This window comes from Sphingobium aquiterrae, assembly GCF_037154135.1.
GTDB classification, from domain to species: Bacteria; Pseudomonadota; Alphaproteobacteria; order Sphingomonadales; family Sphingomonadaceae; genus Sphingobium; species Sphingobium aquiterrae.
In genome coordinates, this window is the sequence record NZ_JBANFL010000002.1 from 1 (window position 1) to 25,789 (window position 25,789).

Annotated in this window: 21 protein-coding genes and 1 tRNA gene; 12 read left to right on the forward strand and 10 right to left on the reverse strand. The window is 66.7% G+C overall.

Features of this window, described 5'->3' with window-relative positions; genetic code table 11:
• Positions 1-687 precede the first annotated feature (687 nt).
• The gene (gene typA / locus WFP78_RS02180; protein WP_336958234.1) at positions 688-2,505 is read right to left on the reverse strand and encodes a translational GTPase TypA; all 1,818 of its coding nucleotides are present in this window, start codon (positions 2,503-2,505) and stop codon (positions 688-690) included.
• A gap of 255 nt (positions 2,506-2,760) precedes the next feature.
• On the opposite strand from typA, the gene WFP78_RS02185 reads away from it, so the two are divergent.
• The 3 genes from WFP78_RS02185 to WFP78_RS02195 are packed head-to-tail and all read left to right on the forward strand — an operon-like array spanning position 2,761 to position 4,896.
• Positions 2,761-3,969 (forward strand): toxic anion resistance protein, encoded by a 1,209-nt coding sequence (locus WFP78_RS02185; RefSeq protein ID WP_336958236.1) that lies wholly within the window; start codon positions 2,761-2,763, stop codon positions 3,967-3,969.
• A 4-nt stretch (positions 3,970-3,973) separates the two neighbouring features.
• A complete protein-coding gene (locus tag WFP78_RS02190) occupies positions 3,974-4,699 on the forward strand; it encodes a hypothetical protein (protein ID WP_336958238.1) in 726 nt (241 codons plus the stop codon).
• A 41-nt stretch (positions 4,700-4,740) separates the two neighbouring features.
• On the forward strand, positions 4,741-4,896 hold the full coding sequence (locus WFP78_RS02195; RefSeq protein ID WP_336958240.1) for a hypothetical protein: 156 nt from the start codon (positions 4,741-4,743) through the stop codon (positions 4,894-4,896).
• Between the two features lie 126 nt (positions 4,897-5,022).
• Here the strand turns inward: WFP78_RS02195 and WFP78_RS02200 are convergent.
• Positions 5,023-5,096: transfer RNA gene (locus WFP78_RS02200), tRNA-Gln, on the reverse strand.
• Between the two features lie 244 nt (positions 5,097-5,340).
• Here WFP78_RS02200 and WFP78_RS02205 point away from each other — a divergent pair.
• Positions 5,341-6,456, forward strand: a complete 1,116-nt coding sequence (locus WFP78_RS02205; RefSeq protein WP_336958242.1) for a Ppx/GppA phosphatase family protein — start codon at positions 5,341-5,343, stop codon at positions 6,454-6,456.
• Entirely contained in the window at positions 6,453-7,130 is a 678-nt protein-coding gene (locus tag WFP78_RS02210) for an RlmE family RNA methyltransferase (protein WP_336958244.1), read from the forward strand. Before WFP78_RS02205 ends, WFP78_RS02210 begins: the two co-directional genes overlap by 4 nt.
• Before the next feature lie 90 nt (positions 7,131-7,220).
• Here the strand turns inward: WFP78_RS02210 and WFP78_RS02215 are convergent, their stop codons facing one another.
• The 5 genes from WFP78_RS02215 to WFP78_RS02235 all read right to left on the reverse strand — a co-directional run bounded on the left by WFP78_RS02215 (position 7,221) and on the right by WFP78_RS02235 (position 13,890).
• Positions 7,221-7,778: a hypothetical protein gene (locus WFP78_RS02215; RefSeq protein WP_336958246.1), complete on the reverse strand. Its 558-nt coding sequence runs from the start codon at positions 7,776-7,778 to the stop codon at positions 7,221-7,223.
• An 82-nt stretch (positions 7,779-7,860) separates the two neighbouring features.
• Entirely contained in the window at positions 7,861-8,658 is a 798-nt protein-coding gene (locus WFP78_RS02220; RefSeq protein ID WP_336958248.1) for a transporter, read from the reverse strand.
• Between the two features lie 43 nt (positions 8,659-8,701).
• Positions 8,702-9,499: a DsbA family protein gene (locus WFP78_RS02225; RefSeq protein WP_336958250.1), complete on the reverse strand. Its 798-nt coding sequence runs from the start codon at positions 9,497-9,499 to the stop codon at positions 8,702-8,704.
• Positions 9,496-10,857, reverse strand: coding sequence for a M48 family metalloprotease (locus tag WFP78_RS02230; protein WP_336958846.1), 1,362 nt, complete (start codon positions 10,855-10,857; stop codon positions 9,496-9,498). Before WFP78_RS02230 ends, WFP78_RS02225 begins: the two co-directional genes overlap by 4 nt.
• Before the next feature lie 264 nt (positions 10,858-11,121).
• Entirely contained in the window at positions 11,122-13,890 is a 2,769-nt protein-coding gene (locus WFP78_RS02235; RefSeq protein WP_336958252.1) for an Rne/Rng family ribonuclease, read from the reverse strand.
• Between the two features lie 565 nt (positions 13,891-14,455).
• On the opposite strand from WFP78_RS02235, the gene WFP78_RS02240 reads away from it, so the two are divergent.
• From WFP78_RS02240 to WFP78_RS02265, 6 genes are all read left to right on the forward strand, one after another.
• Complete coding sequence (locus tag WFP78_RS02240) at positions 14,456-15,391, forward strand: N-acetylmuramoyl-L-alanine amidase family protein (RefSeq protein ID WP_419722893.1); 936 nt, start codon at positions 14,456-14,458, stop codon at positions 15,389-15,391.
• Positions 15,392-15,481: 90 nt separating this feature from the next.
• Complete coding sequence (locus WFP78_RS02245) at positions 15,482-18,001, forward strand: penicillin-binding protein 1A (RefSeq protein WP_419722906.1); 2,520 nt, start codon at positions 15,482-15,484, stop codon at positions 17,999-18,001.
• Positions 18,002-18,146: 145 nt separating this feature from the next.
• Positions 18,147-19,274, forward strand: a complete 1,128-nt coding sequence (gene prfB, locus WFP78_RS02250; protein WP_336958254.1) for a peptide chain release factor 2 — start codon at positions 18,147-18,149, stop codon at positions 19,272-19,274.
• A 29-nt stretch (positions 19,275-19,303) separates the two neighbouring features.
• Positions 19,304-20,026, forward strand: a complete 723-nt coding sequence (locus WFP78_RS02255) for a class I SAM-dependent methyltransferase (protein WP_419722894.1) — start codon at positions 19,304-19,306, stop codon at positions 20,024-20,026.
• 118 nt (positions 20,027-20,144) lie between these two features.
• Positions 20,145-21,278 carry a GNAT family N-acetyltransferase gene (locus WFP78_RS02260; protein WP_336958256.1) on the forward strand — a complete coding sequence of 378 codons (1,134 nt, stop codon included), beginning with the start codon at positions 20,145-20,147 and terminating at the stop codon, positions 21,276-21,278.
• A gap of 106 nt (positions 21,279-21,384) precedes the next feature.
• Complete coding sequence (locus WFP78_RS02265; RefSeq protein WP_336958852.1) at positions 21,385-22,191, forward strand: cupin-like domain-containing protein; 807 nt, start codon at positions 21,385-21,387, stop codon at positions 22,189-22,191.
• Here the strand turns inward: WFP78_RS02265 and WFP78_RS02270 are convergent.
• The 3 genes from WFP78_RS02270 to bla form a co-directional block, all read right to left on the reverse strand.
• Positions 22,169-23,257: a GNAT family N-acetyltransferase gene (locus tag WFP78_RS02270; RefSeq protein WP_336958258.1), complete on the reverse strand. Its 1,089-nt coding sequence runs from the start codon at positions 23,255-23,257 to the stop codon at positions 22,169-22,171. The genes WFP78_RS02265 and WFP78_RS02270 overlap by 23 nt on opposite strands.
• Positions 23,258-23,350: 93 nt before the next feature.
• Positions 23,351-23,710: an Mpo1-like protein gene (locus tag WFP78_RS02275; protein WP_336958260.1), complete on the reverse strand. Its 360-nt coding sequence runs from the start codon at positions 23,708-23,710 to the stop codon at positions 23,351-23,353.
• A gap of 104 nt (positions 23,711-23,814) precedes the next feature.
• Positions 23,815-24,879 carry a class A beta-lactamase gene (gene bla, locus WFP78_RS02280; RefSeq protein ID WP_336958262.1) on the reverse strand — a complete coding sequence of 355 codons (1,065 nt, stop codon included), beginning with the start codon at positions 24,877-24,879 and terminating at the stop codon, positions 23,815-23,817.
• A gap of 158 nt (positions 24,880-25,037) precedes the next feature.
• Between bla and ung the strand changes: the two genes are divergently transcribed.
• A complete protein-coding gene (gene ung, locus WFP78_RS02285) occupies positions 25,038-25,754 on the forward strand; it encodes a uracil-DNA glycosylase (protein WP_336958264.1) in 717 nt (238 codons plus the stop codon).
• Positions 25,755-25,789: the final 35 nt, after the last annotated feature.

A 25,789-nucleotide genomic window follows, 5' to 3' on the forward strand; every position in this document is an offset into this window, starting at 1 on the left:
ACATCAACGTTCCGCCATCCTGACAGGGGGTCCCTTTTGCGCGCCGATAAGGGGTCCCGTTTGCACGCCGATTGACATTGTTGTGCTTTGAGCGCGATCCTTCCGGCTGCCATCGTTCGCTCCTGCTCGATATCATCCTGCCGGAAGCGGAGCGTATCGATCTCTATCCAGGCGCTGTATCGACCTCTCCCGCACTGTAGGCGAGAGAGGTGCCCATGGAGCTGAAACATGGTCAGCATGACGTTTCTGAGGGGCATAGCTCCGCGCAAAGCGGATGAAGGACGGCCAAAACCATCCAGCTCATGCCGTCTGTAGAGCGCGATTTCCTGTGCTCCGGTTCGAGGAGGCTGCGCTCCCCGATATTTCCCCACTTCTGCTTTGCCGCCCGCTGCTGATCCTGGGAGAAAATCCGGGGATTTGGGAAGGGTGGGGATTGTTCATCGGCCGGGCGCTGCTGCGCCAGCCAGCGCCCCTTAAAGCCAACACCCTGCAAACGCTCCCGGATCGTAAAATGAGGCATTGCCAGAAAATGCCATCGGCACGGTAACATTGCTTGCGCGCCAGATCATCTGCCGGCTGTCAGGCCGCGACGAGGGCGTTTCACAACCGCGCCCTACCGTACACAAGAAAAGGGGCCGCAAACCCTATGGTTCGCGGCCCCTTTCGTGCGTTTGATTGCCCGGGCGCTTACGCGGCCTTGGCGCGGCTCATGCGCTTGCGCTCGTTCGGGTCGAGATAGCGCTTGCGCAGGCGAATGTTCTTCGGCGTCACTTCGACCAGTTCGTCGTCGTCGATATAGGCGATCGCCTGTTCCAGCGTCAGCTTCCACGGCGGGGTCAGGCGGACGGCGTCGTCCTTGCCGCTGGCGCGGAAGTTGGTGAGCGCCTTCGACTTCATCGGGTTGACTTCCAGATCGTCGGGCTTGGCATTCTCGCCGATGATCATGCCTTCGTAGAGCGCTTCGCCCACGCCCACCATCAGCACGCCGCGTTCTTCCAGCGGACCCAGCGCATAGGCATTGGCCTCGCCCGCGCCGTTGGAGATGAGGACGCCATTCTTGCGGCCCTCGATCTTGCCCTTGTGGGGGCCATATTTCTCGAACAGGCGGTTCATGATGCCGGTGCCGCGCGTGTCGGACAGGAATTCGCCATGATAGCCGATCAGGCCGCGCGACGGCGCGGAGAAGGTGATGCGGGTCTTGCCGCCGCCCGAAGGACGCATGTCGGTCATCTCGGCCTTGCGGATGTTCATCTTCTCGACGACGGTGCCGGAGAATTCCTCGTCCACGTCGATCATGACGATTTCATAAGGCTCGGTCTTGTTGCCGGCTTCGTCGGTGCCGAACAGCACGCGCGGGCGGCTGATGCCCAGTTCGAAGCCTTCGCGGCGCATCGTCTCGATGAGCACGCCCAGCTGAAGCTCGCCACGGCCGGCGACTTCGAAGCTGTCCTTGTCGTCGCTCTCCGTCACCTTGATCGCGACGTTCGATTCGGCTTCGCGGGCCAGACGGTCGCGGATCATGCGGCTCGTCACCTTGCTGCCTTCGCGGCCGGCCATGGGCGAATCGTTCACCGCAAAGCGCATCGACAGCGTCGGCGGATCGATCGGCTGGGCCTGAATCGGCTCGGTGACAGAGATGTCGCAGATGGTGTTGGCCACGGTCGCGACGGTCAGGCCCGCCAGCGAGATGATGTCGCCCGCCTTGGCTTCATCGACAGGCACGCGGTCGAGCCCGCGGAAGGACATGATCTTCGACGCACGGCCGGTCTCGATCACCTTGCCGTCCATGTCGAGCGCGTGGATGGCCTGGTTCACCTTGACGGTGCCGGAGGTCACGCGGCCGGTCAGGATGCGGCCCAGGAAGTTGTCGCGGTCGAGCAGCGTCACCAGGAAGGTGAAGGGCGCATCGACATCCAGCGCCGGCGGCGGCACATGGTCTACGATCTTCTGGAACATCGGGGTCAGCGTGCCTTCGCGCGCCGACGGATCGTCGCTGGCATAGCCGTTGCGGCCCGAGGCGTAGAGCACGGGGAAGTCGAGCTGCTCGTCGGTGGCCTCAAGGCTCACGAACAGGTCGAACACTTCGTCCAGCACTTCCTGGATACGCTCGTCGGGGCGGTCGACCTTGTTGACGACGACGATGGGCTTGAGGCCCAGGGCCAGCGCCTTGCCGGTCACGAACTTGGTCTGCGGCATCGCGCCTTCGGAGCTGTCGACCAGCAGGATGACGCCGTCCACCATGGAGAGGATGCGCTCCACCTCGCCGCCGAAGTCGGCGTGGCCGGGCGTGTCGACGATGTTGATGCGGGTGCCTTCCCAATCGATCGATGTCGGCTTGGCCAGGATGGTGATGCCCCGTTCCTTTTCCAGGTCGTTGCTGTCCATCGCGCGCTCCTCGACGCGCTGGTTGTCGCGGAATGTGCCGGACTGACGGAAGAGCTGGTCGACGAGGGTCGTCTTGCCATGGTCAACGTGCGCGATGATCGCGATATTGCGAAGGGACATGTCTTGCCTTTGGGATATATGGGCCCGGCCGGCACTGCGCCGCGACGGGTTTCGGTCGCGCCCATAGCGAGTTTCAGCTTTTTCCGCAACCGCGTTGGCTTTGGCTCCGGGAAGGGTGACGAGGATCGGCGGTTCCGCTCACCGGCTGTTCGGGGGCCTGACCGACAATGCTGGACGAACCCTGCCGAATGTTCGATCATGATGGCCTCTTGATGCCGGGGTGTTATACATTAATATAACACCAAAGGAGAACGCATGGCTTCCACGACGACGATCGCCGATTCCATCAGCCTGACACCGCCCGAGCCCGTGCCGGTCGTCACCCCGGAAAAGGCCGCGGGCCTTGTGCCCATCGACACGGCAACGAAGACGAAGCTGGAGGAAAGGGTCGACGCCTTTGTCGAGGATCTGGCCGCGCAGGACGCGAACAGTCCGGAATTCGGCGCGCGGGTCGATCAGCTCACCAATATGGGCCGCAAGGAAATCGCCGAGGCGGCGGGGCACAGCAACCGCTTCCTCGACCGGCCGGTGCGCGCGATGGATGCCGACAACAGCGTCGGCACCGACCTTGCCGAACTGCGCCGCACGGTGGAGGATCTGGACCCCGGCCGGCGCGGCAACATCACCGCGCCGCGCAAGCTGTTCGGCATCATCCCCTTCGGCAACAGGCTGCGCAACTATTTCGACAGCTACAAGAGCGCGCAGAGCCACATCAATTCGATCCTGGGCAGCCTGGCCAGCGGCAAGGACACGCTGATCAAGGACAATGCCGCCATCGACGTGGAACGGCAGAATATGTGGGCGACCATGGGCCGGCTGGAGCAGATGACCCACATCAGCAAGGCGATGGATGCGCGGCTCGAATCCAAGGCGCTGGAGCTGGATGCGACCGACCCGAGCAAGGCGAAGGCGATTCGCGAGACTGCGCTCTTCTACGTCCGCCAGCGCACGCAGGACCTGCTGACCCAGATGGCGGTGACGGTGCAGGGCTATCTGGCGCTCGATCTGGTGAAGAAGAACAATGTCGAGCTGGTGAAGGGCGTGGATCGCGCGTCGACCACCACGGTCGCGGCGCTGCGCACGGCGGTGACGGTGGCGCAGGCGCTGGTCGGCCAGAAGCTGGTGCTGGAACAGATCACCGCGCTCAACACGACGACGGCGAACATGATCGATTCGACCGGCGAGATGCTGAAGAGCCAGACGGCGGCCATCCATGAGCAGGCGGCGTCCAGCACCATTCCGGTCGAGACGCTGCAGCGCGCCTTCCAGAATATCTACGACACGATGGACAATATCGACGCGTTCAAGCTGAAGGCGCTGGAATCGATGAAGACCACGGTGAACACCCTGTCGCACGAGGTGGAGAAGTCGAAGGGCTATATCGCCCGCGCCGAAGGGCAGGCGCAGGCCGCGGCATCGTCCACCCCGCGCGACAATCCGCTACTGAGCGCGATCGAGGGATAGCGCGATGAGCCGTTCCGAACAGGTACTGGCCGATGCCGAGGCGGTGCTGCGCAGGCACAGCGATCGCGGGCGCAGCCTGTCGGCGCGCGCACGGGCGCGCCGCAATGCGGGCATCATGAAGAAGCTGGGACGGATCGCCGGTGCGGTCCTGGCGATTCTTGTCGGCGCGATGGTGGCGGGCTGGTTCCTGCCGCTGGGCACCAATGGCGTGATGATCGTGCTGGCGCTGTTGCTGGCGGCGGTGCTGCTGTTCGCGCTGCTCCCCACCGAGCGCCAGGTGAAGGTGGAAAAGCTCGCCGAGACGGACCTGAAGGCATTGCCGCTGCAGACCGAGATCTGGCTGGAAAGCCAGCGCAAGGCGCTGCCCGCGCCCGCCGTGCAGCTGGCCGATTCCATCGGCGTGCGGCTGGAAACGCTGGCGCCACAGCTGGAAAAGCTCAATCCGCAGGAGCCGGTGGCGGTGGAACTGCGCCGGCTGCTGTCGGATCATCTGCCTGAACTGGTGAGCGGCTATCGCTCCATTCCCGAGCCGATGCGGCGCGAAGAGCGCAATGGCCGCGTGCCCGAAAAGCAGCTGATCGAGGGGCTGGGCGTCATCGACCGGGAAATCGCGCAGGTGACGGAGAAGCTGGCGAGCGGCGATCTTGACCGGCTGGCGACGCAGAATCGCTTTCTCGAACTCAAATATGAAGAAGCCAAGGCGCTGGGCCGCGAGGAGGGCGGCGCATAGGGCCTGGCATATCGCCACCGCCCCGCGCCGCCGGTCGCCCTTTGATCCACCTCACCCTCATCATCGTGGATTTCCTGACGGGGCTGATCATGGCCGGCGTCTGGGCGCTGCTGGCCGCCGGCGGGGTTATTGCCGCCGCGCTTGGGGCCGGCCTTGTGGCGCTCACCGGATGGCGACATTGGCGGGGCAGGCGATAGCTGTTCCCATGGCCGCGCGCGCCAATGGGTGCGGCGGAGCCCTAGCCGGCCACAGTCTTATATACAGGAATCGGGAGGGAAAAGGCTCGCCAGCCTGCGGAAACCCATGGGCCGGCAGGAAGAGGATGGATGCCCCGCGAGGATTCGAACCTCGATTGACGGAGTCAGAGTCCGTAGTCTTACCTTTAGACGACGGGGCAATAGAGGGCGCGCTCTAGACGGCGCGATTGCAGGGGTCAAGCCCTATCGTCGCGCGCCGCCACCGGGAAATTTCGGCCCAGGGACGATGGAAAGCACCATTCCGGTGCATTGCCCATGGCGCCCCTTGGCCATGCGCATGCACATGGCCCGGCCAAACTTGCGCTTTTGCGCGCCCACGCTTACTCTTGACGCCAAGTACCGGCGCCTTTCGGCGGCGGCAGAGCATTAAAGTGAGATACGGCCATGGTGCAGCGTAGCCGCCCATCGCCGCAGCCTTCCGCCAGACCCCCCGGCATTGCTGGACAGAAAGGCGGAAGCCCCCCTGCGGTTTCGAGCAGTCCCGGTCCGTTTTCGGGGGCCGCGCCATCCCCTTTCAGCCATGGCGGCCGGTGGAATGGCCGCCGCGCCTATGCCGCCATCGACCTTGGCACCAATAATTGCCGGTTGCTGATCGCCAAGCCGTCCGCCGGCGGCTTCATCGTCGTGGATGCCTTTTCCCGCGTCGTGCGGCTGGGCGAGGGGCTGGCGGCCTCCGGGCGGCTCAGCGACGCCGCGATCGACCGCGCCATTGCCGCGCTCTCCGTCTGCGCGGACAAGCTGCGGCGGCGCAATGTGGCGCTGGCCCGGTCGGTCGCGACGGAGGCGTGCCGCCGCGCATCGAACGGCCCGGCCTTCATCGACCGGGTCTACCGCGAAACCGGCATCGCGCTCGACATCATCACGGCGGAGGAAGAGGCGCGGCTGGCCGTGCTCGGCTGCCACGCCCTGCTGGAACCCGGCGAAGGGCCGGCGCTGATCTTCGACATCGGCGGCGGATCGACCGAACTGGTGCTGGTCGATACCGAAGGCCCGGCGCCGCGCATCCTCGACTGGCAGAGCGCGCCCTGGGGTGTCGTCTCCCTGACGGAAGCGGAGCCCGGCGTGGGCGCGGGCGGCGACGAGCGGCTGGATGCCTATGGCCGGATGCGCGCCCGGGTGGCCGAAGCCTTTGCCGGCTTTGCCGCGCGCCTGCCGGCCCGTAACGGATCGGTGCGGCTGCTGGGCACATCGGGCACGGTGACGACGCTGGCCAGCCTGCATCTGGAACTGCCGCGCTATGACCGGCAGGCGATTGACGGCTTGATCGTGCCGGCGGCCTCCATGCGGGAAATCTCGACGCGGCTCTCCGTCATGGCCATAGAGGAACGGCGTGGCCTGCCTTGCATCGGCACGGAGCGGGCGGACCTGGTGGTCGCGGGCTGCGCGATTCTGGAAACAATCCTCGACCTGTGGCCTGCCGAGCGGCTAGGCGTCGCCGATCGCGGCATTCGCGAGGGCATATTGCGAGGGCTGATGGACCGCGACGGGATAGCTGCATGACACGGGGTACAGGCGCCGGCCGGGTGCGCGTGAAGACGGCAAAGGGGCGTACCGCCCAATCGACCCGCTGGCTGGAGCGGCAGCTCAACGACCCCTATGTGCGCCAGGCGAAGGCGGAAGGGTGGCGCAGCCGCGCCGCCTTCAAGCTGATCGAGCTGGACGAGAAATTCCGCTTCGTGAAGGGCGCGCGCGCTGTCGTCGACCTGGGTGTCGCGCCGGGCGGCTGGGCGCAGGTGGTGCGCAAGCTCTCGCCCAGGGCCGCCGTGGTCGGCATCGACCTGCTGCCGACGGACGAGATCGAGGGCGTCACCCTGTTCCAGATGGATTTCATGGACGACAAGGCGCCCGGCCTGTTGCGCGAGGCGCTGGGCGACGCGCCGGACCTGGTGATGTCGGACATGGCGGCCAATACCGTGGGCCATGCGCAGACCGACCATCTGCGCACCATGGGGTTGGTGGAAGCCGCCGCCTGGTTCGCGATCGAAAATTTGAAGCCCGGCGGCACCTTTGTCGCAAAGGTCTTTGCCGGCGGCACCGACGGCGAATTGCTGACCGTGCTGAAGCGGCACTTCTCGACCGTCAAGCATGCCAAGCCCCCCGCCAGCCGCAAGGGCAGCAGCGAATGGTATGTCGTGGCGCAGGGGTTCAAGGGGCAGCGCGACGCGGAAGCCTAGAGCATTTTCAAGTCAGGTGGAAACACCTGACGACTCGGAAAATGCGGCAACAAAGATAAGAGCGTTTTAAGGCGGGTCGCCGTTCGGCCCTTAAGGGCGTAACAGGGCAACCACCGCCACGGTCGCGAAAGCCGTCTGGGCCAGCAGCGCGGTCGTGCGGCAGATGATGCGCTGATCCAGCCCCGGCAGGCGGCCAAGCCGTGCCCCCGCAGCGATCCACAGGCCGCCCGCGCCAAGGCAGAGCGGCGCGAACAGCATGGCCGGTTGCACAAAGGCATCCGGCGGAAAGATGATCGTGCTGAAGATCAGCGCCTTGGGATTGAGCAGCGTCGTGAGGAATATGGTGGCGCCGCGCGCCGGCTGAGCGCTTTTCGGGGCAAGCGATGCGCCCCACAGACGCCGGGCGATCCCCAGCAGGAGGGCGATCGACAGAAGCTTGAGCGTGACCACGGCCCAGGGTGGGAGCAGCGGGATCAGCAACTGGTGGAACAGGCCGATCGCCAACAGATAGGCGCCAAGTTCGCAGGGCAGCAGCCGGAGCGATGCCCTGACGCCCGACATCGCGCCGCTCGCCGCGAGCAGGGCGTTTGTGGGCCCCGGCGTCGCCAGCAGGGCGATGGTGGCGATGGCGAAGGACAACGCGTGCATCGCGGCACGCCTATCCTGCTGCGCACCGACGGAAAATCAGGGGAAGCGCGTAGTCGCATGGCCGGGGGCTGCGCGGCGATCCTCAGAAACGGCGGGCGATCCCACAATAGACGCGCGCGTCCGGGCTGTGCGCGTTGAGACCGAAGGCGCTGCCCAGGTCGACCTGCCATGCATTGCCCGGTTGCCAGGCGAGCGCCGTTGCCAGCAGCAGCGCCGTGCCGTGGCCGGCGGGGTCGTCATCGCGAAAGGCGGACAATGCCACACTGGTGCTTACGGCATCGGACAGGTCGACATCCAGTCCTGCGACACTGCCATAGACGGCATGGCGTCCGCTGTCGTCCCTATCGACATCGGCATCGACCTCCGGCGAGAATTCCAGCGCAATGCCATGCGCGACCTCTGCGCTGATGGGCAGGATGATGCCTGTCGACCAGTCGCCCGCGCCGATTGCCGATCCGCCCGTGGGCAAGGTCATAAACGGTTGGACGGCGATGGAAAGGCCGGCACCATCGGGATTCACCAGGCTGCGCTTGTAGGCCAGGCCGATGTCGCCGGTGCCATGACCGCGCATGATGGCGCCGCTTGCACTATCGCGTTCGCGGTTGTGGCCAAGGGCGGTCCAGCCCAGTTGCACTTCGCTCTTGCCGTCGATGCCATAGCGCAGCAGCAGGTCGCCGGTCAGGACGGTATCGCTGCGATTGCCCCCGGCATCGTCCCGCGTCCAGTCCGCAAGGCTGGTTTCGGCCAGCACATGGCCCTTGTCTACGATGCAGGGTGGCGTCCCGAGGCCGGGGCGGGCGGGGCACAGGTCACGCAGATCCTGCGCCCTTGCCGATGTTGCCCATATCGCCAGGAGCAGGAGCGGCGCGCATGTCTTCATCGACACCCATGCCCCGCGCCCTGCCCCCGCGCCCTCATGGGCATCAGCCGCCCTTGCCGCTGCGCGCCTTGGTCACGGCGTCCTTGAGCGCTTCGTAGCCGACCGCGCCGTTCAGCACCTGATCGCCCACGACGAAGGTCGGCGTGCCGCTGGCCTGCAGCGCCTGGGCGACGCGGATATTGGCTTCGACCTCCGTGTCATATTTGGTGGAAACCATCGCGGCTTCGGCGGCCTTGCGGTCGATGCCGATGCCGGCGGCCGCCGCGAAGATGGTGTCGCGCGTCACCTTGCCGGCCGCATAGAGGGCCCTGTGATAGTCCATGTAGCGGCCCTTTTCGGCGGCCAGCAGCGAAACCTTGGCGGCATCGCCGCTGGCGGCGGAGAGTACGGGCAGTTCGCGATAGACGATCTTCAGCCCCTTGTCCCCGGCCACCAGCCTGGCGAGGTCGGGCAGGGAGGCGCGGCAATAGCCGCAGGCGTAATCGAAATATTCGACCAGCACGACATCGCCCTTCTCTGCGCCTTCCCAGGCGCCGGCATAGGGCGTTTCGATGGCCTTGCGATTGTCGTCGATCACGCTGCCCAGCCGCTTCTGCTGCAGCTTTTCCACCGCCTGCGGGATGATTTCGGGATGTTCGAGAATATAATCGTGAACGATCTTCTCGATCGCCACGCGGTCGGTGGCGTCCACCTTGGCGGCGGGGGCGACGGCCTGCATGCCGATCGCGCCGAGCGCCGCCGCAGCGACGAAAAGACTTCCTCCGAGCATCAATTGAATCTTCCTGTTGGCAAGGGCGGCGGTAAGGCCGGCGGCCGGTGGTTGGGGTTGGGTGTCTGTCATCTTCTCTTCTTGCTGCCTTCCAGCGCGGCGCGGGAAACCATGGCGATGTCCTGCGCGCGCAGCCAGTCGACGGTGCCTTCCTTCAATCCTGTCATTGCCGCTTCGGCGCTGCGCAGCGCCAGCCCGTCGGCGCCCTGCATCTGGTAGCGTTCGGCGGTGGCAAGGGCGGCGCGCGGCTGATCGCCCCGCTGTTCATAGACGACGCCCAGCTGATACCAGGCATCGGGATTGTCATGGTCGCGCGCGACGGCGCGGCGCAGCACCGTTTCCGCTTCGGCATAATGGGCGGGGTCTTCGGTGGCGATCAGCGCATGGCCGAGCAGCGCGGAGATGAGCGGCGAATTGTCCGATTTCTGCACCGCTTCGCGCAGGGGGGGAATAGCCTCAGCCGGCTTGCCGCTTTCCAGCAGCACCTGCCCCTCAAGCTCAAGGAAATAGGGGTCGTGCGGATCGGCGGCGACCAGCGCGTTCACCTCCGCCAGCGCCTTGTCCGGATAGGCGCTTTTGTGCCACGCATAGGCGCGGGCATAATGCGCCGGGATCGACTGGTCGCTTTCGGGATATTGGCGCAGCGTCTGCGCGGGATCGGACACGAAGCCGACCAGCTTGGCCTTGATCCGCTGGAAGCGGGTTTCCCATGCCGGATCATTGGGCTTCGTCCATGACGGATCGGGTTCATAGACTTCGCGCAACACCGCCATGCGCTCGCCCGACAGCGGGTGGGTGCGGCCGTAGCTGTCGTCCTGCGGGATGGCGAGGCGATATTCCTGGTTCTGCAGCTTCTTGAAGAATTCCAGGCTGCCCCGGCCGCTGATCCCGGCTTTGCTGAGGTAACGCGCGCCGGCAAGATCGGCCGAGCTTTCCTGCGTGCGGGAAAAGGCGAGATATTTGCCCATCGCCGCCTGCTGCCCCGCGCCCAGGATGCCCATGCCGGCTTCCGCGCCGCCCGCCGCAATGGCCGCCGCGCCCAGCACCAGGCTGAGCAGGGTGATGCCGGTCGCGGTCTTGATGCCTTCGGACGACCGGATGATATGGCCGCCCTCGATATGGCCAAGTTCATGGGCGATCACGCCCTGCACCTGGTTGGCGCTGTCGGCCGATGCGATCAGGCCGCTGTGAATCCACACATATTGGCCGCCCGCGACAAAGGCGTTGATCTCCGGATCGTTGATGATGAGCACCTGCACATTGCGGGGCTCCATATTGGCGGCCTTCACCAGCGGCGTGGAGATGTCCTGCAGAAAAGCCTCGGTCTCCGCGTCGCGCAGGATCTGCTGCGCGAGCGCCGGCCGCACGAGCAGGGCGAAGGACAGGATCAGCGCGGCAATCAGGCGCGGAAGACGGGGCAGGCGGGCCATCACCCCTTCATGGGCGTTCCGGCCGCGTTGATCAATGCGCGACATGCCCGGGTGCCGGACGGTCCCGCATATGATCGCATGGTAACGGGCGGGGACGAGCGGGCGCATGACCGTCTCGCGATGGTGGGTGGCCGATGAACCTGCACTGAAAGAGCGAGGCGCTGTCCGTTTCCGCTGCTCGGAGACGGGGCGCATGGCCCACAAAGGAAAAGGCCGGCGTCTCCTGTCTGGAAACGCCGGCCTTTTCCGTTTTTATCGGTGCGATCAGGCGCCGAAGGTGCGCTGCCACCAGCCGCGACGCGGCGGGCCTTCCTCTTCGGATTCGGCGTCTTCGGTTGCCGGTGCGGCGGGAGCCTCGCTGGCATGGACCGTTTCCAGGGCGGGCGCGGCTTCCGGCTCTACGGGCACTGCTTCCGGCGGCGCGGCAGGCGCTGCGGTTTCGGCTTCCGCTTCTGCGACCGGCTCGGCTGCAGGGGCCGCCTTTTTGCGGCTACGCCTAGGCTTGGGCGCGGGAGCCTCGGCTTCCGGCGCGGCCTCTGTTGCAGCGGCCTCCGGCGCAACAGCTTCTGCCGCAACAACGGGCGCGGCTTCCGCCTCGGCGGCGGGCACGGCCTTCTTGCGGGTGCGCTTGGGCTTGGGGGCCGGCGCTTCCGCTTCTGCCGGAACCTCGGCCACGACCTCTGTCACCGGCTCTGCGGCAGTCTGCGCCTCGACTACCGGCTTGTCCGTAGCCTTGCGGGCGCGGGGACGGCGGCGGGTCTTGGGTGCAGCCTCGGTTTCCGCGTCTTCGGCAGGCGCCTCGGTGATCGCCTCGGCAATCGGTTCCGGGGCAGTTTCACCCTCTGCAGCCTCTGCCGGAGCATCTTCGCCCGCGGTTTCGGTTGCGTCGGTCACGCCCTCTTCACCGCCACGCCGGCGGCGCCCGCCCCGGCGACCGCGGCGCCCGCGACGGCGGCTTTCGGCGGCTTCGGCCGATTCTCCTTCCACATGATCGCCGACGGGCTCTTCGCCCTCGACGCCGGTGTCAGCGTCGCCTTCGTCCGCTTCGTCCCGCGCGGCCTGTTCCTCGCCGCCCTGTTCATCACCGGCCAGTTCGTCACGGCCGCCCTCTTCGCGATTGCCCCGGCGTCCACGACGGCGGCGGCGACGGCGGCGGCCATTGCCATCGCGTTCCTCACGCTCGCCTTCGCTGCGCTCGGTGCGTTCGCCGCGGCCTTCACCAGCTTCGGCGGCTTCGACTTCTTCTTCCTCGAACTCTTCCTCATCCTCGGGCAGGTCGAGATCATCGTCTTCCTCGACGATCGGCGCATAATGCACGACCTGGGTCGGGCGCGGGCCGCTCGCCTCCACGGACATGCGCGCGCCTTCCACCTCGCCATCGGGCAGGATGGTGATGGTCACGCCATAGCGCATCTCGATCTCGTCCAGCTCGCGGCGCTTGTTGTTGAGGACGTAGAAGGCCGCTTCCTGGCTGGCGCGCAGCGTGATGATGCTGCCACGGCCACGCGCGGCCTCTTCCTCCAGCATGCGCAGCGCGGACAGGCCCGAAGAGGATGCCGTGCGGACAAGCCCGGTGCCCTCGCAATGCGGGCATTCACGGGTCGATGCCTCCAGCACGCCGGTGCGCAGGCGCTGGCGGCTCATCTCCATCAGGCCGAAGCCCGATATGCGGCCGACCTGGATGCGGGCGCGATCGTCCTTCAGCGCGTCCTTCATCGCCTTCTCGACCTTGCGGATATTGCCGTTCAGCTCCATGTCGATGAAGTCGATGACGACCAGGCCCGCCATGTCGCGCAGGCGCAGCTGCCGGGCGATCTCGCGCGCGGCCTCCAGGTTGGTGGCGACGGCAGTCTGCTCGATGCCGTGCTCGCGGGTCGAACGGCCCGAGTTGATGTCGATCGACACCAGCGCCTCGGTCGGGTTGATGACCAGATAGCCGCCCGATTTCAGCTGCACCACCGGATGGTACATGGCGGCCAGCTGATCCTCGACGCCGAAGCGCTGGAACAGCGAAACCGCGTCGGCATATTGCTTCACCTTGCGCGCATGGCTCGGCATCAGCAGCTTCATGAAGTCCTTGGCGGCCTTGTACCCATATTCGCCCTCGACAATCACTTCCTCGATGTCGCGATTATAGATGTCGCGAATCGCGCGCTTGATGAGGTCGCTGTCGTTGTGGATCAGCGCGGGCGCGGCGGACTTCAGCGTATTCTCGCGAATCTCGTCCCACAGGCGGGCGAGATAGTCGAAATCGCGCTTGATCTCGGTCTTGGTGCGCTGAAGGCCGGCGGTGCGCACGATGCAGCCCATGGTGGAGGGCAGCGCCATCTCCGCGATGATCGTCTTCAGCCGCTTGCGGTCGGCCGCGTTCGAAATCTTCCGGCTGATGCCGCCGCCATGCGACGTGTTGGGCATCAGCACGCAATAACGGCCGGCGAGCGACAGATAGGTGGTGAGCGCCGCACCCTTGTTGCCGCGCTCTTCCTTCACGACCTGGACGAGCAGCACCTGGCGGCGCTTGATGACGTCCTGGATCTTGTAGCGGCGGCGTAGCGCCATGCGCTTGCGGCGCAGTTCGTCGGCGGCCTCGTCGCCATTGCCGCCGCGATGCGGCTTGCGCGGCGCGTCGTCATGCGCCTCGCCGTCATCGTCCTCGCCCAGCGCGATGGGGGCGATATCCTCGACGGCGCCCTCGGCGGCCTCTTCATCGTCTTCCTCGGCACGCAACGCGGCCTCTTCGGCGGCATGCTCGGCTTCTTCGGCGAGCAGCGCGATCTTGTCCTCACGCGGAATCTGGTAATAATCCGGGTGGATTTCGGAAAAGGCGAGGAAGCCGTGGCGATTGCCGCCGTAATCCACGAACGCCGCCTGCAGCGACGGTTCGACGCGAGTCACCTTGGCGAGATAGATGTTCCCCTTGAGCTGTTTGTGCTCAGCGGATTCGAAATCAAATTCCTCGATCCGGTTTCCCTTGACGATGGCGACACGGGTTTCTTCCCGGTGGCGCGCATCGATCAGCATACGCATGGTCATTTAAAATACTCCGGGCATGGCGGGCGGCGGCCGTGGGCCGGCCGGCCATGCTGTAAATGGGGGACGGGCGGAGCACGCACGCCAGGTGCGGCGCACGGTGCGCCTTCGTCCCGTTGGGATGGATGAATGTGTCTGCTGCACGGGCATGGCCGGACATGGTTCCGGGCCGGGCATGAAGCGCCCACGACGCGGCACCCGTTACGGGGCTTTGCGTCGTCTGGAAAAAATGCCTCATGCAGCGTCAACCTGTTGCTTCGGCCGCGGTTGTGCGTCCGAAAAGTCTTGCCCCGATACCGGCCGCGCAAGGGCGGCTTCCACGGGATCGCAAAGGGGTAGCAGCAGCCGGCCCGCCCGGCAATGTTGGCGCTACAAATTTTTACGTGGCGCTACACGGGCTTGTCTTGCACAAATATGGTGAAGATGCCGTTAATCTGTGATTTTACCCGGACCGGCGGGGCCGATGCGGGAAAAGGTCTTCGCTGCACGGCTTTATAGCGGGCGATGATGGCGGCCCGCCCGCAATTGGCGCTGGACGAAGGGCGGCCGGGCCGGGCAGAACGGGCGCATGCTGCACGGGTTCATTCTGGCGACCGCCTGTTTTATGGCTGGCTCCACGCACATGGATGACCTGTCGGCACAGGCGACGGCCCCCGGCTGTGCCCGTGTCGCAGCAGCGCCCCGTCCGTTCGATTCCCCGATCGCGATGAACGCCCGGCCGCCGCGCCGGATGCACAGCATCACCGTGCCGATTCCCCCCGCCTCCGCCGCCATCGCCCTGCCGCCGGTGCTGGGGCCGCGCGGGGCCGACCGGCCGCTGGTCGTCATCGATGCCGGCCATGGCGGCCATGATCCCGGCGCGATCAACGGGCAGACCGGCGCGCGCGAAAAGGATGTGACGCTTGCCGTCGCGCAGGCGATCCGCGACGCGCTGTTGCAATCGGGGCGGGTGCGCGTGGCGCTGACGCGCGACGACGACCGCTTCCTGGTGCTGCAGGAACGTTCCGGCATCGCCCGCAGGCTGGGGGCGGACCTGTTCATCTCCATCCACGCCGATTCGGCCGATAATGACGAAGCGCATGGCGCGACCATCTACACCCTCTCGGAAACCGCGTCCGACCGGGAGGCCGCCCGCCTCGCCGCGCGGGAGAACAAGGCGGACATCATCAACGGCATCAACCTGGGCGGCCAGAACAGCGACGTGTCCTCGATCCTGATCGACCTGAGCCAGCGTGAGACGATGGCGCTTTCCTCGCAGTTCGCGCGCCTGCTCCAGCGCGAGGCCGCCCCCTATGTGCCGTTCCGCGACGCCTATCACCGCTTTGCCTCGCTGATCGTGCTCAAGGCCCCCGATACGCCATCGGTCCTGTTCGAGACCGGCTATATCAGCAATGCCGCCGATGCGGCCTTCCTCGCCTCGGGCGAGGGGCGGCGGAAGATCGCGCAGGGCGTGGCGAAGGCGGTCGAGGTGCATTTCGCCCGCCGCCTGGCCGCGACGAACTGACGGGCGCGTGGGACAGGGCGCCATGACCGCGGATCGTCTTTCGAAACGGCGCTGGCAATGGCCGCGCAATTTGCCTAGAGCCGCCCGGTGATGGAGACGGGTGAGACGCACAGCTTCGGATACCGGCTGCGCCGCGATGTCGGCGGCATGGCCAGCGGGATCGGCACGCTCTGGGCGCGCAAATGGGTTCGGCTGGCGAGCTATGCGCTGGGCGGCCTGCTGCTGTTCGTGCTCGCCTTCTGGCTGATCTTCGCCCGCGACCTGCCCGATGCGCGCACGCTGCTCGCCTATGAGCCGCCGCTGCCGACCATCGTGCGCGACGTGAACGGCCAGCCGATACACAGCTATGCCCGCGAACGGCGCGTGCAGCTGAACTATGCCGATTACCCGCCGCAGCTGATCCGCGCCTATCTGGCGGCGGAGGACAAGACCTTCTTCGAGCATCATGGCGTCGACATCCCCGGCTTCATCGGCGCGGTGTTCGACTATGCCAGCAAGCTCGGATCGGGCGAGCGCGCGCGCGGCGGCTCCACCATCACGCAGCAGGTCGCGAAGAACCTGCTGATCGGCGACGAATATTCGCCCACGCGCAAGGTGAAGGAGATGATCCTCGCCTATCGCATGGAAAATGTGCTGACCAAGCAGCAGATCCTGGAACTCTACCTCAACCAGATCTTTCTCGGCCGCAACGCCTATGGCGTGCAGGCGGCGGCGCGTGCCTATTTCGACAAGGATGTCGCCGACCTCAAGCTGCACGAAATGGCCTATATGGCGATCCTGCCCAAGGGCCCGGCCAATTATCGCCCGGAAAGCCCGCGCGGGCATGAGCGCGCGCTGGAGCGCCGCAACTGGGCGCTGGGCGAAATGCGCAAGAATGGCTGGATCACCGACGCGCAATATCGGGACGCCGTGGCCCAGCCGCTGGGCACGGTCGCCGCACATGGATCGCCCTATGGCAATGCGGGCGGCTATTATATGGAGGAAGTGCGCCGCCGCCTGATCGGGAAATTCGGCGAAAAGGCGCAGGACGGGCCGAACAGCGTCTATGCCGGCGGCCTGTGGGTGCGCAGCCCCTTCGACCCCGCGATGCAGCAGTTGACGGCCGATGCCCTGCGCGCCGGCCTGCAGCGCTATGATGCGGGCAAGGGCTGGTCCGGCCCGGTGGGCACGATCGTCATGGCCAATGGCTGGCGGCGCGAGCTGGCGGCGAGCTATGTCGGCATCGACTATGCCGGCTGGAAGATCGCGGCGGTGGTTTCCAAGGCCGGCGACGCGGCGGAAATCGGCTTTTCGGACGGCAGCACCGGCACGCTGCCGGCGTCGGCGGCGCAGATGGCCTATCGCCGCATGGGCGTGCCCGCCTTCGATGCGCTCAAGCCCGGCGATCTGATCGCGGTGGCGGCCAATGGCGGTAGCTGGGCGCTGCGCAACGTGCCCGAAGTCTCCGGCGGCATGATGATCGAGGATACCCATGCCGGCCGCGTCCATGCGATGCAGGGCGGCTTCGATGCGCGGCTTTCCTCCTATAACCGCGCGACGCAGGCGCTGCGCCAGCCGGGCTCGACCATCAAGCCCTTCGTCTATGCCGCCGCGCTCGACAGCGGCATGACGCCGGCGTCGATCATCGTCGATGGCCCTTTCTGCGTGCTGCAGTCGGTGCGGCTGGGGCAGAAATGCTTCCGTAACTTCTCAGGGAGCGGCGCCGGGCCGCAGACGATGCGCTGGGGCGTCGAGCAGTCGCGCAACCTGATGACGGTGCGCACCGCCTCGCAGACCGGCATGGACCGGGTGGTCCGCACCATCAAGGCGATGGGCATCGGCGATTACCAGCCCTATCTCTCCTTCGCGCTGGGCGCGGGCGAGACCACGGTGGAGCGGATGGTCAACGCCTATGCGATGCTGGTGAACCATGGCCGCCAGCTGGCGCCCAAGGTGATCGACTATGTGCAGGACCGGCGCGGCAAGGTGATCTGGCCGGAGAACTGGCGCGCCTGCGAGGGCTGCAACATGCCCAACTGGGACGGCAAGCCCATGCCCCGCTTCGGGGCCGAAGGGCGGCAGGTGATGAACCCGATGACCGCCTATCAGATCGTCCACATCACCGAGGGGGTCATCCAGCGCGGCACGGCGACGTCGCTGCGCGACCTCGACCGGCCGCTGTTCGGCAAGACCGGCACCACCAACGGGCCGACCAATGTGTGGTTCGTGGGCGGATCGCCCGATCTGGTGGCGGGCGTCTATCTGGGCTTCGATACGCCGCGCAGCCTTGGCGGCTATGCGCAGGGCGGCCGGGTCGCCGCGCCGATCTGGAAACAGGCGATGGCGCCGATCCTGGAAAACATGCCCAAGACGCCGTTCCTCGCGCCCAATGGCATCCGCATGGTCCGCATCGATCGCCGCTCGGGCAAGCGCGTCTATGGCGCTTGGCCGACGGACGACCCCAAGACACCGGTGATCTGGGAAGCCTTCAAGCCCGAATCCGAACCGCGCCGTACCATCCGCAAGGAAGAGATCGTCGCGCAGGAGAAGGCGGCGGCCACCCGCGCCAAGGCGGCGGGCCGGGCGCGCAACGACAATGATTTCCTGCAGGAGCAGGGCGGAATTTATTAGCTTGCAGCCGTTCGCCCCGGCGTGTCGCGGCCTGTCCTGAGCTTCCTCCCGAGGAAAAGGACGGGGCTTCGACAAGCCCGGCCCGAACGGATAATGGGAATAGTCCCCCGCGCCCGACGCGGGGTGGAATATCTGGAGAAACACCATGCGCGCCGAAGCGCTGCAATATATCGACCGTATCGACGCCGCCCTCGACCTGTTGCGGCGCTTCCTCGACTGGGACCGGGCGCTGCGCCGGCTGGACGAGCTGAACGCGCGCGTCGAGGACCCGACCTTGTGGGATAACCAGAAGGCCGCGCAGGAGGTGATGCGCGAGCGCACACGGCTGGACACCGCCATCGGCGCGACCCGCGCGATCGAGAGCGAAAAGAGCGACACCGCCGAACTCATCGAAATGGCCGAGGCCGAGGGCGACGAGGCGATGGTCGACGAAGCCGTCGCCTCATTGAAGGCGCTGGCCGAGCGGGCGGACGAGGACAAGGTGAAGGCGCTGCTCGCCGGCGAGGCGGACGCGAACGACACCTATCTGGAAATCCATGCCGGCGCGGGCGGCACCGAAAGCCAGGACTGGGCCGAAATGCTGCAGCGCATGTACCAGCGCTGGGCCGAAAAGCGCGGCTACAAGGTGGAGCTGGTCGATTATCAGGCGGGCGAGCAGGCGGGCATCAAGTCCGCCACGCTGCTGATCAAGGGCGAGAACGCCTATGGCTATGCCAAGACCGAAAGCGGCGTCCACCGCCTGGTCCGCATCAGCCCCTATGACAGCTCGGCGCGGCGGCACACCAGCTTCTCGTCGGTCTGGGTCTATCCGGTGATCGACGACAATATCGAGATCGAGGTCAATGAAGGCGACCTCAAGATCGACACCTATCGCGCATCGGGCGCGGGCGGCCAGCACATCAACACCACCGATTCCGCCGTGCGCATCACCCATATTCCCACCGGCATCATCGTCGCCTGCCAGAACCAGCGCAGCCAGCACAAGAACAAGGCGGAAGCGATGAACATGCTGAAGGCGCGCATGTACGAGGCGGAACTGCAGAAGCGCGAGGCCGCCGCCAGCGCCGAGCACGCGTCGAAATCCGATATCGGCTGGGGCCACCAGATCCGCTCCTATGTGCTGCAGCCCTATCAGATGGTGAAGGACCTGCGCACCGGCGTCGTCTCCACCGCGCCCGACGATGTGCTGGACGGGGCGCTCGACCCCTATATGGCCGCGGCCCTCTCGCAGCGCGTGACCGGCGAAAAGGTCGAGGTGGAGGACGTGGACTGAAGGCCCGGAGACTCGGGAAGGGATCGGCCATGCGCGCCGCCCTGATGCTGTCGCTGGTGCCGCTGCTGGCGGCGACGGTGGCGTGCGACCGGCTGGCGGACGACCAGTCCGACCGCCCGGCCAGCGCCCGCGCCTTTCCCCGCGCCGACCGCCCGGTCGCGCCGATCGTGTCGACCCGCTGGTCCACCGAGGAAGCGCGCGACCGCCTGAACGAGGCGGACGACATCATGAACCGCGCCGGGATAAAGCCCGGCATGACCGTGGCGGACATCGGCGCGGGCGAAGGCTATTACACCACCCGCCTCGCCCGCCGCGTGGGGCCGACCGGGCGGGTGCTGGCCGAAGACATCATGCCGGAGACGATCGACGCCCTGGGCCGCCGCATCACCCGCGAAAACTGGCATAATGTCAGCGTGAAGCTCGGCACCGCCGACGACCCCAGGCTGCCCGCAGGCAGTTTCGACCGGGTGCTCATGGTCCATATGTATCATGAGATCGCGGAGCCCTATGCCTTCCTCTGGCACCTGCATCCCGCGCTGAAGCCCGATGGCGAGGTGATCGTGGTCGACGCCAATCGCCCGACCGATCAGCATGGCACGCCCCCGCGCCTGCTCGCCTGCGAATTCGCCGCCATGGGCTATCGGCTGGAACAGGTGGTGCCAAAGCCCACGGCGGGCGGCTATTTCGCGCGCTTCCGCAAAGTGGGCGCGCGGCCGGATGTGGAAGATATCGTCCCCTGCGCGATAAAGTGACGGGGAAGGGATCTCACCTCTTCAACCCGAACGGATTTTAGGGGCCGTCCGCTGATTCCCTTGGCATGTCCATGCGTCCCTTAGCCTTTCTCTAAGATTTCCGGATTATGGCCGGGCCATGGACATGGCTCCCGACCCCGCCCTGAAAGCCGGCCTCGGCGCGCCCGTCCGGCTGGAGCGTGCCGAACGCTGGGCCGAACTGGCCCTGCATGTCGCGGAAGCCAACGCCTTTTACGCGCCCGACATGCTGCAGGCCGCGCTGGACCATCTGGCGGGGGATCCGCCGCCGCGCCTGCTGGAGGTCTTTGCCGGGGATGTCCTGATCGGCCTGCTGCCCGTTGCCGTCATGCCCCGCCATGGCCGGCTGCCCATGGCATGTGTCGGCAACTGGATGCACCGTCATTGCTTCTTCGGCGCGCCGCTTGTGCGCAGCGGGTTCGAGCAGGCGGCCTGGACCGGTTTTCTGGCGCAGCTGGACGCCGCGCCCTGGCCCCCCAATTTCCTGCACATGGCGGTGCTGGACGCGGCCGGGGCGAATGCCGCCGCGCTGGAGGCGGTATGCGTCGCCGACCGGCGGCCCTTCACCGAAATCCTCCGCCACGATCGCGCGCTGCTGCGCTCCGACCTTGCCGCCGATGCCTATTGGGAAGCCCATGTGCGGGCCAAGAAGCGCAAGGAGATCCGGCGCCTGCAAAAGCGGCTGGCGGAGCTTGGCGCGCTGGAAAGCCGCACGCTGTCCGACCCCGCCGACCTGCCGCGCTGGTGTAGCGATTTCCTCGCGCTCGAAGCGTCGGGGTGGAAGGGGCAGGAGGGCACGGCATTGTCCTGCACGCCGGGCGACATGCATTTCTTCCGCGCCGCCACCGCCGCCGCGCTTGCCGCCGGGCGGCTGCATTTCCTGCGCATCGACCTGGATGGCCGCGCCATCGCGATGCTGGTCAATTTCGGCCATGGCGACGGCGCCTTTTCCTTCAAGATCGCCTTTGACGAACAGCTCGCGCGCTTCTCGCCCGGCGTGCTGATCGAGATCGACAATCTCCACGCCGTGCAGGGCAGCGAGACGCTGGCCTGGATGGATAGCTGCGCGGCGCCTGATCACCCGATGATCGACAGCCTGTGGGCAGAGCGGCGCAGCATCACCCATTATCGCGTTGCGCTGCGCGGCACGGGGCTTGCCCGCCTGCGCCGCAGTGCCGCCTACACCATCGCCGGCGCCGTGGAGGCCGCCGTCGCCCGCATGAAGGGACATTGACATGATCGCATCGCACCCCGCCGATCGCGCGGAGGAAAACGCCGCGCCCAACAGCTTTTCCGCCAGCACCTTCTCCGCCAGCACCTTCTCCGAAAGCGCGCGGGTGATGTTCACCACGGCCTATCCCGACATGGCGGTGCGGCTGACCCATCATCTGGCGGGCCATCCGCTGTTCGGCCGCGAGGCGCTGGCTGCGCTGGCGGAGCGGATGCCGGCGCGCAGCATCGAATATAATCTGGGCACGCTGCCGCTGGGTGTGCGGCCCGAAGAGACGCCTGCCAACGGCCTGTCGCTGGGCGACACCATCCGCACCATCGACGATAATGGCAGCTGGGCCGTGCTGAAGAATGTGGAGGCGGACCCGGCCTATGCCGCGCTGCTCGACGCGGCGCTGGCGGAAATCGCGCCGATCGTTGCGCGCAAGACCGGGGCGATGGAGCATCGCGAGGCGTTCATCTTCCTCTCCTCGCCCGGCAGCGTCACGCCGTTCCACATGGACCCGGAGCATAATATCCTGCTGCAGATCGAGGGGGAGAAGACCATGACCGTCTTCCCCGCGGGCGACGAAACGCTGGTGCCGCTGGAACAGAGCGAGCGCTTCCATGCCGGCGGCCATCGCAACCTCGCCTGGAGCGACAGCTTCATGGCGCGCGGCAGGCCGACGACGCTCCAGCCCGGCGAGGCGATCCATGTGCCGGTGAAGGCGCCCCATTTCGTGCGCAATGGCGATGCGGTGTCGATCAGCTTCTCCATCACCTGGCGCTCGGCGCGCAGCGTGGCGGAAGGGGAATTGCATTCGCTCAACGCGCTGCTGCGCCGGCGCGGCCTGCCGCTGGTGAAGGTCGGCGCACGGCCCGAAAGCCAGGCCGTGCAGCGGCTGCTCTACCGCCTCATGCGGAAACTGGGCGCCTGAGCAGGCGTCGCAGCAGCGCCTCGGCCTCCAGCCGGGGCGAGAAGCGTTCCAGCGTCCACCACTGCAATTGCTCCTCGCCGGTCGCGAGGCTCTGCTTGTAGCGATCGCGCCCGGCGAGCAGGGCATAGCGCGTCCGCCCCGCCTGCGCGCTGTGGGCAATGGCGGCGGCATGGGTCATCAGCCCCGGCTTGCCCTTGGCCGACAGCGGCGCGGCGAAGGCGGACTGGTAATTCATCGTGACGCCATGATGGACGAAGTTCAGCAGCAGGCCGATGGTGGTTCCGTCGCCCGATGCGCGCACCCGCAGCATTTCCACCTCGCCCGTCGGCAGGCCGCGTAGCGCGATGGCAAGGGCGAAGGCGCGGAAGCGCGGATCGTCCCACGCATTGTCCGCATGGCGGCCGCTGTTGAGGGCGGTCATCTCCGCCAGCCATGCCTCCACCTGTGCCGGCTGCGTCGCGATGGCGACGTCCGGCGTCCCGGCGACATCCTTCAGCGACCGGCGGATCTGGCCGCGCGTATTGGCGCTGAGCAGCGAGAGATAGTCGCCCCCCGCCGCGCGCACCGCGTCCAGATCGACATGATAGGCCGGCATTGCATCATGGCGGATGCGGCGGCGGATGCGGCGCTGGGCCGTCATGCCGGCAAGCAGCGGCGAAGCGGGGGCCGCGCCCGCGATCTTCAGCACCCGCCAGTCGTTGCGCGCGGCAAGGGCGTCGACGGCGGTAGCCAGCGTGTCCGCCGGGGCATCGCGCGCGCACAGCAGGCCGTTATATTCGATGAAGGGCCGGTCCATCCCCGGATCGCCGGCCTGGTTCCACCACAATGTCGCGGCGGCGCCCAGCAGGCGCCGGTCCATCGAGCGGCCGACCAATGCCAGTGCGACATCGCGTCCGCCGTCTTGCACGCTCAGCAGTTCCGGCCTTGCCTCCGTCGCGTCCAGCCAGCTTGCGGTCCAGGTCCAGCCCAGGAAGAAGCCGCCGGCGCCACCCTGCTCCACGGCGCGCCAGCGCTGCCCGAGCGTGTCGAGGTCCGGCAGGGGAGAGAAGGTGGTGGTCAAGGTCATGCGTCACCCCTACAGGGCAAGCGTTACCGTCCCGGAAACATTGTCTTCCATGTTCTGGATTGACCGCGATGTCTTTCGGCGATTGACATCGCTCTATAGCCTGCGGGCCGGATCGATCACGCCATCGCCGATCACGCCGGCCTGGCGCAGGTCATGGCCGCTCTGCCCCATCACGAATCGATACCACAGCAGGAAGTCCGCCCCCAGCGACCAGAGCGGATGCCGGAAGGTCGCCGGGCGATTGCGTTCGACCAGCGCATGGCCCGCCCAGGCAAAACCATAGCCGGCGATCGGCAATATGGGCAACATCCGCCAATCGCCGCTGGCGACCAGCAGCACCGCGATCAGCAGCACCAGGCTGGTGCCGATATAGTGGAGCACGCGCGTGCCGACGCGGGCATGTTCCTGCAGATAATAGGGCCAGAATTGCCGGAAACTGGTAAAGCGCTGCATGGGTCCTCTCGCATCTCCCCTGCCCGGATCATATCGTCCGGGGCGGCAAAAGATAGGACGTCAGCGCCCGGATGCCCCCAGATCCCCTCAAGATGCCCGACGAGTCAGGCCGTGGTGAACAGATAATAGTCGAAGGCGGCGCGGGCGGCTTCCGCCATGATGCGGTCGCGCGAGACATGGCCCTTGCTGTCCTTCATCACGAACGCCGCGATCGCCATCAGGCTGCCGTCGGGCAGGGTGACAATGCCGGCATCGACGCCGGTGCCGTTGAGCGATCCCGTCTTGTGCGCGACCGGCGTGTCGGGGGGCAGCATGCCCTTCAGCCGCGCGGCGCCGGTGTGGCAACGGGTCATGATGTCGAGCAACGTCGCCGTGGACTGGGGCTTGAGCGCCTTGCCGGTGCGGATCGCGACCAGCAACTGCGCCATCGCCATCGGCGTGGAGGTGTCGCGCGGGTCGTTGGCGAAGGCGATGTTGGGCAGGTCCCTGGCGTCGCGCTGCTGCAATTCGCTGTCGGCGGCCATCGCCGCGTCCATGATCTGCCCCGGCGTGCGGCCGTCCTTGTGCAACGCTTCGGGCGAAAGGCCCATGGCGCGATAGAGCAGGTCGGCGGTGTTGCTGTCCACCCGCTGCCCCTTGATGCCGATGCTCCGCAGCCAGCCATTGACCACCTGCGGTCCGCCGGCCTTCGCCACCAGCACGTCGGTCGCCGTATTGTCGCTGCGCGTCAGCATCAGCTCCAGCAGGTTGTGGACGGACAGCACGACCCCGCGATGTGGCATCTGCTCGGCAATGCCGCTGGAGGGCACGACGATGGCGGGGTTGACGGGCAGCAGCGTGTCCAGGCTCACGGTGCCCTTGTCCACCTGCGACAGGATCGTGCCGGCCACCGCGATCTTGTAGCTGCTGGCCATCGGGAACAGCGTGTCGCCGTTCAGCGTGACGACGCGCGGATCGAGCGATCCATCGGGCATGATGCGCTGCGCGGCAATGCCCACCGATCCGTCCGACAGCGCCGCGAAGCGCGCGAATTCCGCCTTCAGTCGCGCATCGGCGGTCTGCTGCCGCACCGGGACGTCGGCGGGGCCGAAGGCGTCGGCCGCCGGGAACGGGGCGGCGAACAGCAGGAAGGGCAGCAGGCTTCTGGCGACGGTCTTGAACGGGTGCATGACCCTTAATTGGCGAGATTCCATGGCGCGGCAAGCCCTTTTGCCGCATCGTGCCAGGGCAGAGCGATAGGACGGATGCATGTTTGCGGCGACTTGACGGCGGGCCGCCTGCACGGCCATCGTCCGGCCCTTCGCAACCACTGTTTGGGAATGGCCAATTGAACGATCGGGTGAAGCTGCACGCAAGCTGGAAGGCTCCCCTGGCGGAAGCCTTCGCAACGCCCGCCATGGCGTCGCTGCGCGAGTTCCTGCTGGCGCGCAAGGCGCAGGGCGCGCAGATTTTTCCCAAGGGCAGCGAATATTTCCGCGCGCTCGACCTGACGCCGCTGGAGGATGTGCGCGTCGTCATCCTGGGGCAGGACCCCTATCATGGGCCGGGGCAGGCGCATGGCCTGTGCTTCAGCGTGCGGCCGGGCGTGCGCACGCCGCCCTCGCTGGTCAACATCTACAAGGAACTGCACGCGGACCTGGGCATTCCGCCCGCGCGCCACGGCTATCTGGAACATTGGGCGCGGCAGGGGGTGCTGCTGCTCAACAGCGTGCTGACCGTGGAAATGGGGCAGGCCGCCGCGCATCAGGGCAAGGGGTGGGAAGGATTCACCGACGCCATCGTGCGCCTGGTCAACGAGAGCGCGCCGCCCACGGTGTTCCTGCTGTGGGGCGCCTATGCGCAGCGCAAGGCGGCGTTCGTCGACAGCGTGGAGCGCGGCGGGCGGCATCTCGTCATCAAGAGCGCCCATCCCTCGCCCCTGTCGGCACATAACGGTTTCCTGGGGAGCCGGCCTTTCTCGAAGGCGAATGCCTTTCTGCAGGCGCATGGGCGCGGCGCGATCGACTGGGCGTTGCCCGCCGATCCCGGCCCCACCGCCGGCTGACGCACGCGTCTTCGTCCGGGCGCTGAACGCCCTCT

Coding starts and splice junctions, on each gene's coding strand:
- typA (WP_336958234.1), bottom strand. CDS start 2,505: ATGTCCCTTCGCAATATCGCGATCATCGCGCACGTTGACCATGGCAAG.
- WFP78_RS02185 (WP_336958236.1), top strand. CDS start 2,761: ATGGCTTCCACGACGACGATCGCCGATTCCATCAGCCTGACACCGCCC.
- WFP78_RS02190 (WP_336958238.1), top strand. CDS start 3,974: ATGAGCCGTTCCGAACAGGTACTGGCCGATGCCGAGGCGGTGCTGCGC.
- WFP78_RS02205 (WP_336958242.1), top strand. CDS start 5,341: ATGGTGCAGCGTAGCCGCCCATCGCCGCAGCCTTCCGCCAGACCCCCC.
- WFP78_RS02210 (WP_336958244.1), top strand. CDS start 6,453: ATGACACGGGGTACAGGCGCCGGCCGGGTGCGCGTGAAGACGGCAAAG.
- WFP78_RS02215 (WP_336958246.1), bottom strand. CDS start 7,778: ATGCACGCGTTGTCCTTCGCCATCGCCACCATCGCCCTGCTGGCGACG.
- WFP78_RS02220 (WP_336958248.1), bottom strand. CDS start 8,658: ATGAAGACATGCGCGCCGCTCCTGCTCCTGGCGATATGGGCAACATCG.
- WFP78_RS02225 (WP_336958250.1), bottom strand. CDS start 9,499: ATGACAGACACCCAACCCCAACCACCGGCCGCCGGCCTTACCGCCGCC.
- WFP78_RS02230 (WP_336958846.1), bottom strand. CDS start 10,857: ATGGCCCGCCTGCCCCGTCTTCCGCGCCTGATTGCCGCGCTGATCCTG.
- WFP78_RS02235 (WP_336958252.1), bottom strand. CDS start 13,890: ATGACCATGCGTATGCTGATCGATGCGCGCCACCGGGAAGAAACCCGT.
- WFP78_RS02240 (WP_419722893.1), top strand. CDS start 14,456: ATGCTGCACGGGTTCATTCTGGCGACCGCCTGTTTTATGGCTGGCTCC.
- WFP78_RS02245 (WP_419722906.1), top strand. CDS start 15,482: ATGGAGACGGGTGAGACGCACAGCTTCGGATACCGGCTGCGCCGCGAT.
- prfB (WP_336958254.1), top strand. CDS start 18,147: ATGCGCGCCGAAGCGCTGCAATATATCGACCGTATCGACGCCGCCCTC.
- WFP78_RS02255 (WP_419722894.1), top strand. CDS start 19,304: ATGCGCGCCGCCCTGATGCTGTCGCTGGTGCCGCTGCTGGCGGCGACG.
- WFP78_RS02260 (WP_336958256.1), top strand. CDS start 20,145: ATGGACATGGCTCCCGACCCCGCCCTGAAAGCCGGCCTCGGCGCGCCC.
- WFP78_RS02265 (WP_336958852.1), top strand. CDS start 21,385: ATGTTCACCACGGCCTATCCCGACATGGCGGTGCGGCTGACCCATCAT.
- WFP78_RS02270 (WP_336958258.1), bottom strand. CDS start 23,257: ATGACCTTGACCACCACCTTCTCTCCCCTGCCGGACCTCGACACGCTC.
- WFP78_RS02275 (WP_336958260.1), bottom strand. CDS start 23,710: ATGCAGCGCTTTACCAGTTTCCGGCAATTCTGGCCCTATTATCTGCAG.
- bla (WP_336958262.1), bottom strand. CDS start 24,879: ATGCACCCGTTCAAGACCGTCGCCAGAAGCCTGCTGCCCTTCCTGCTG.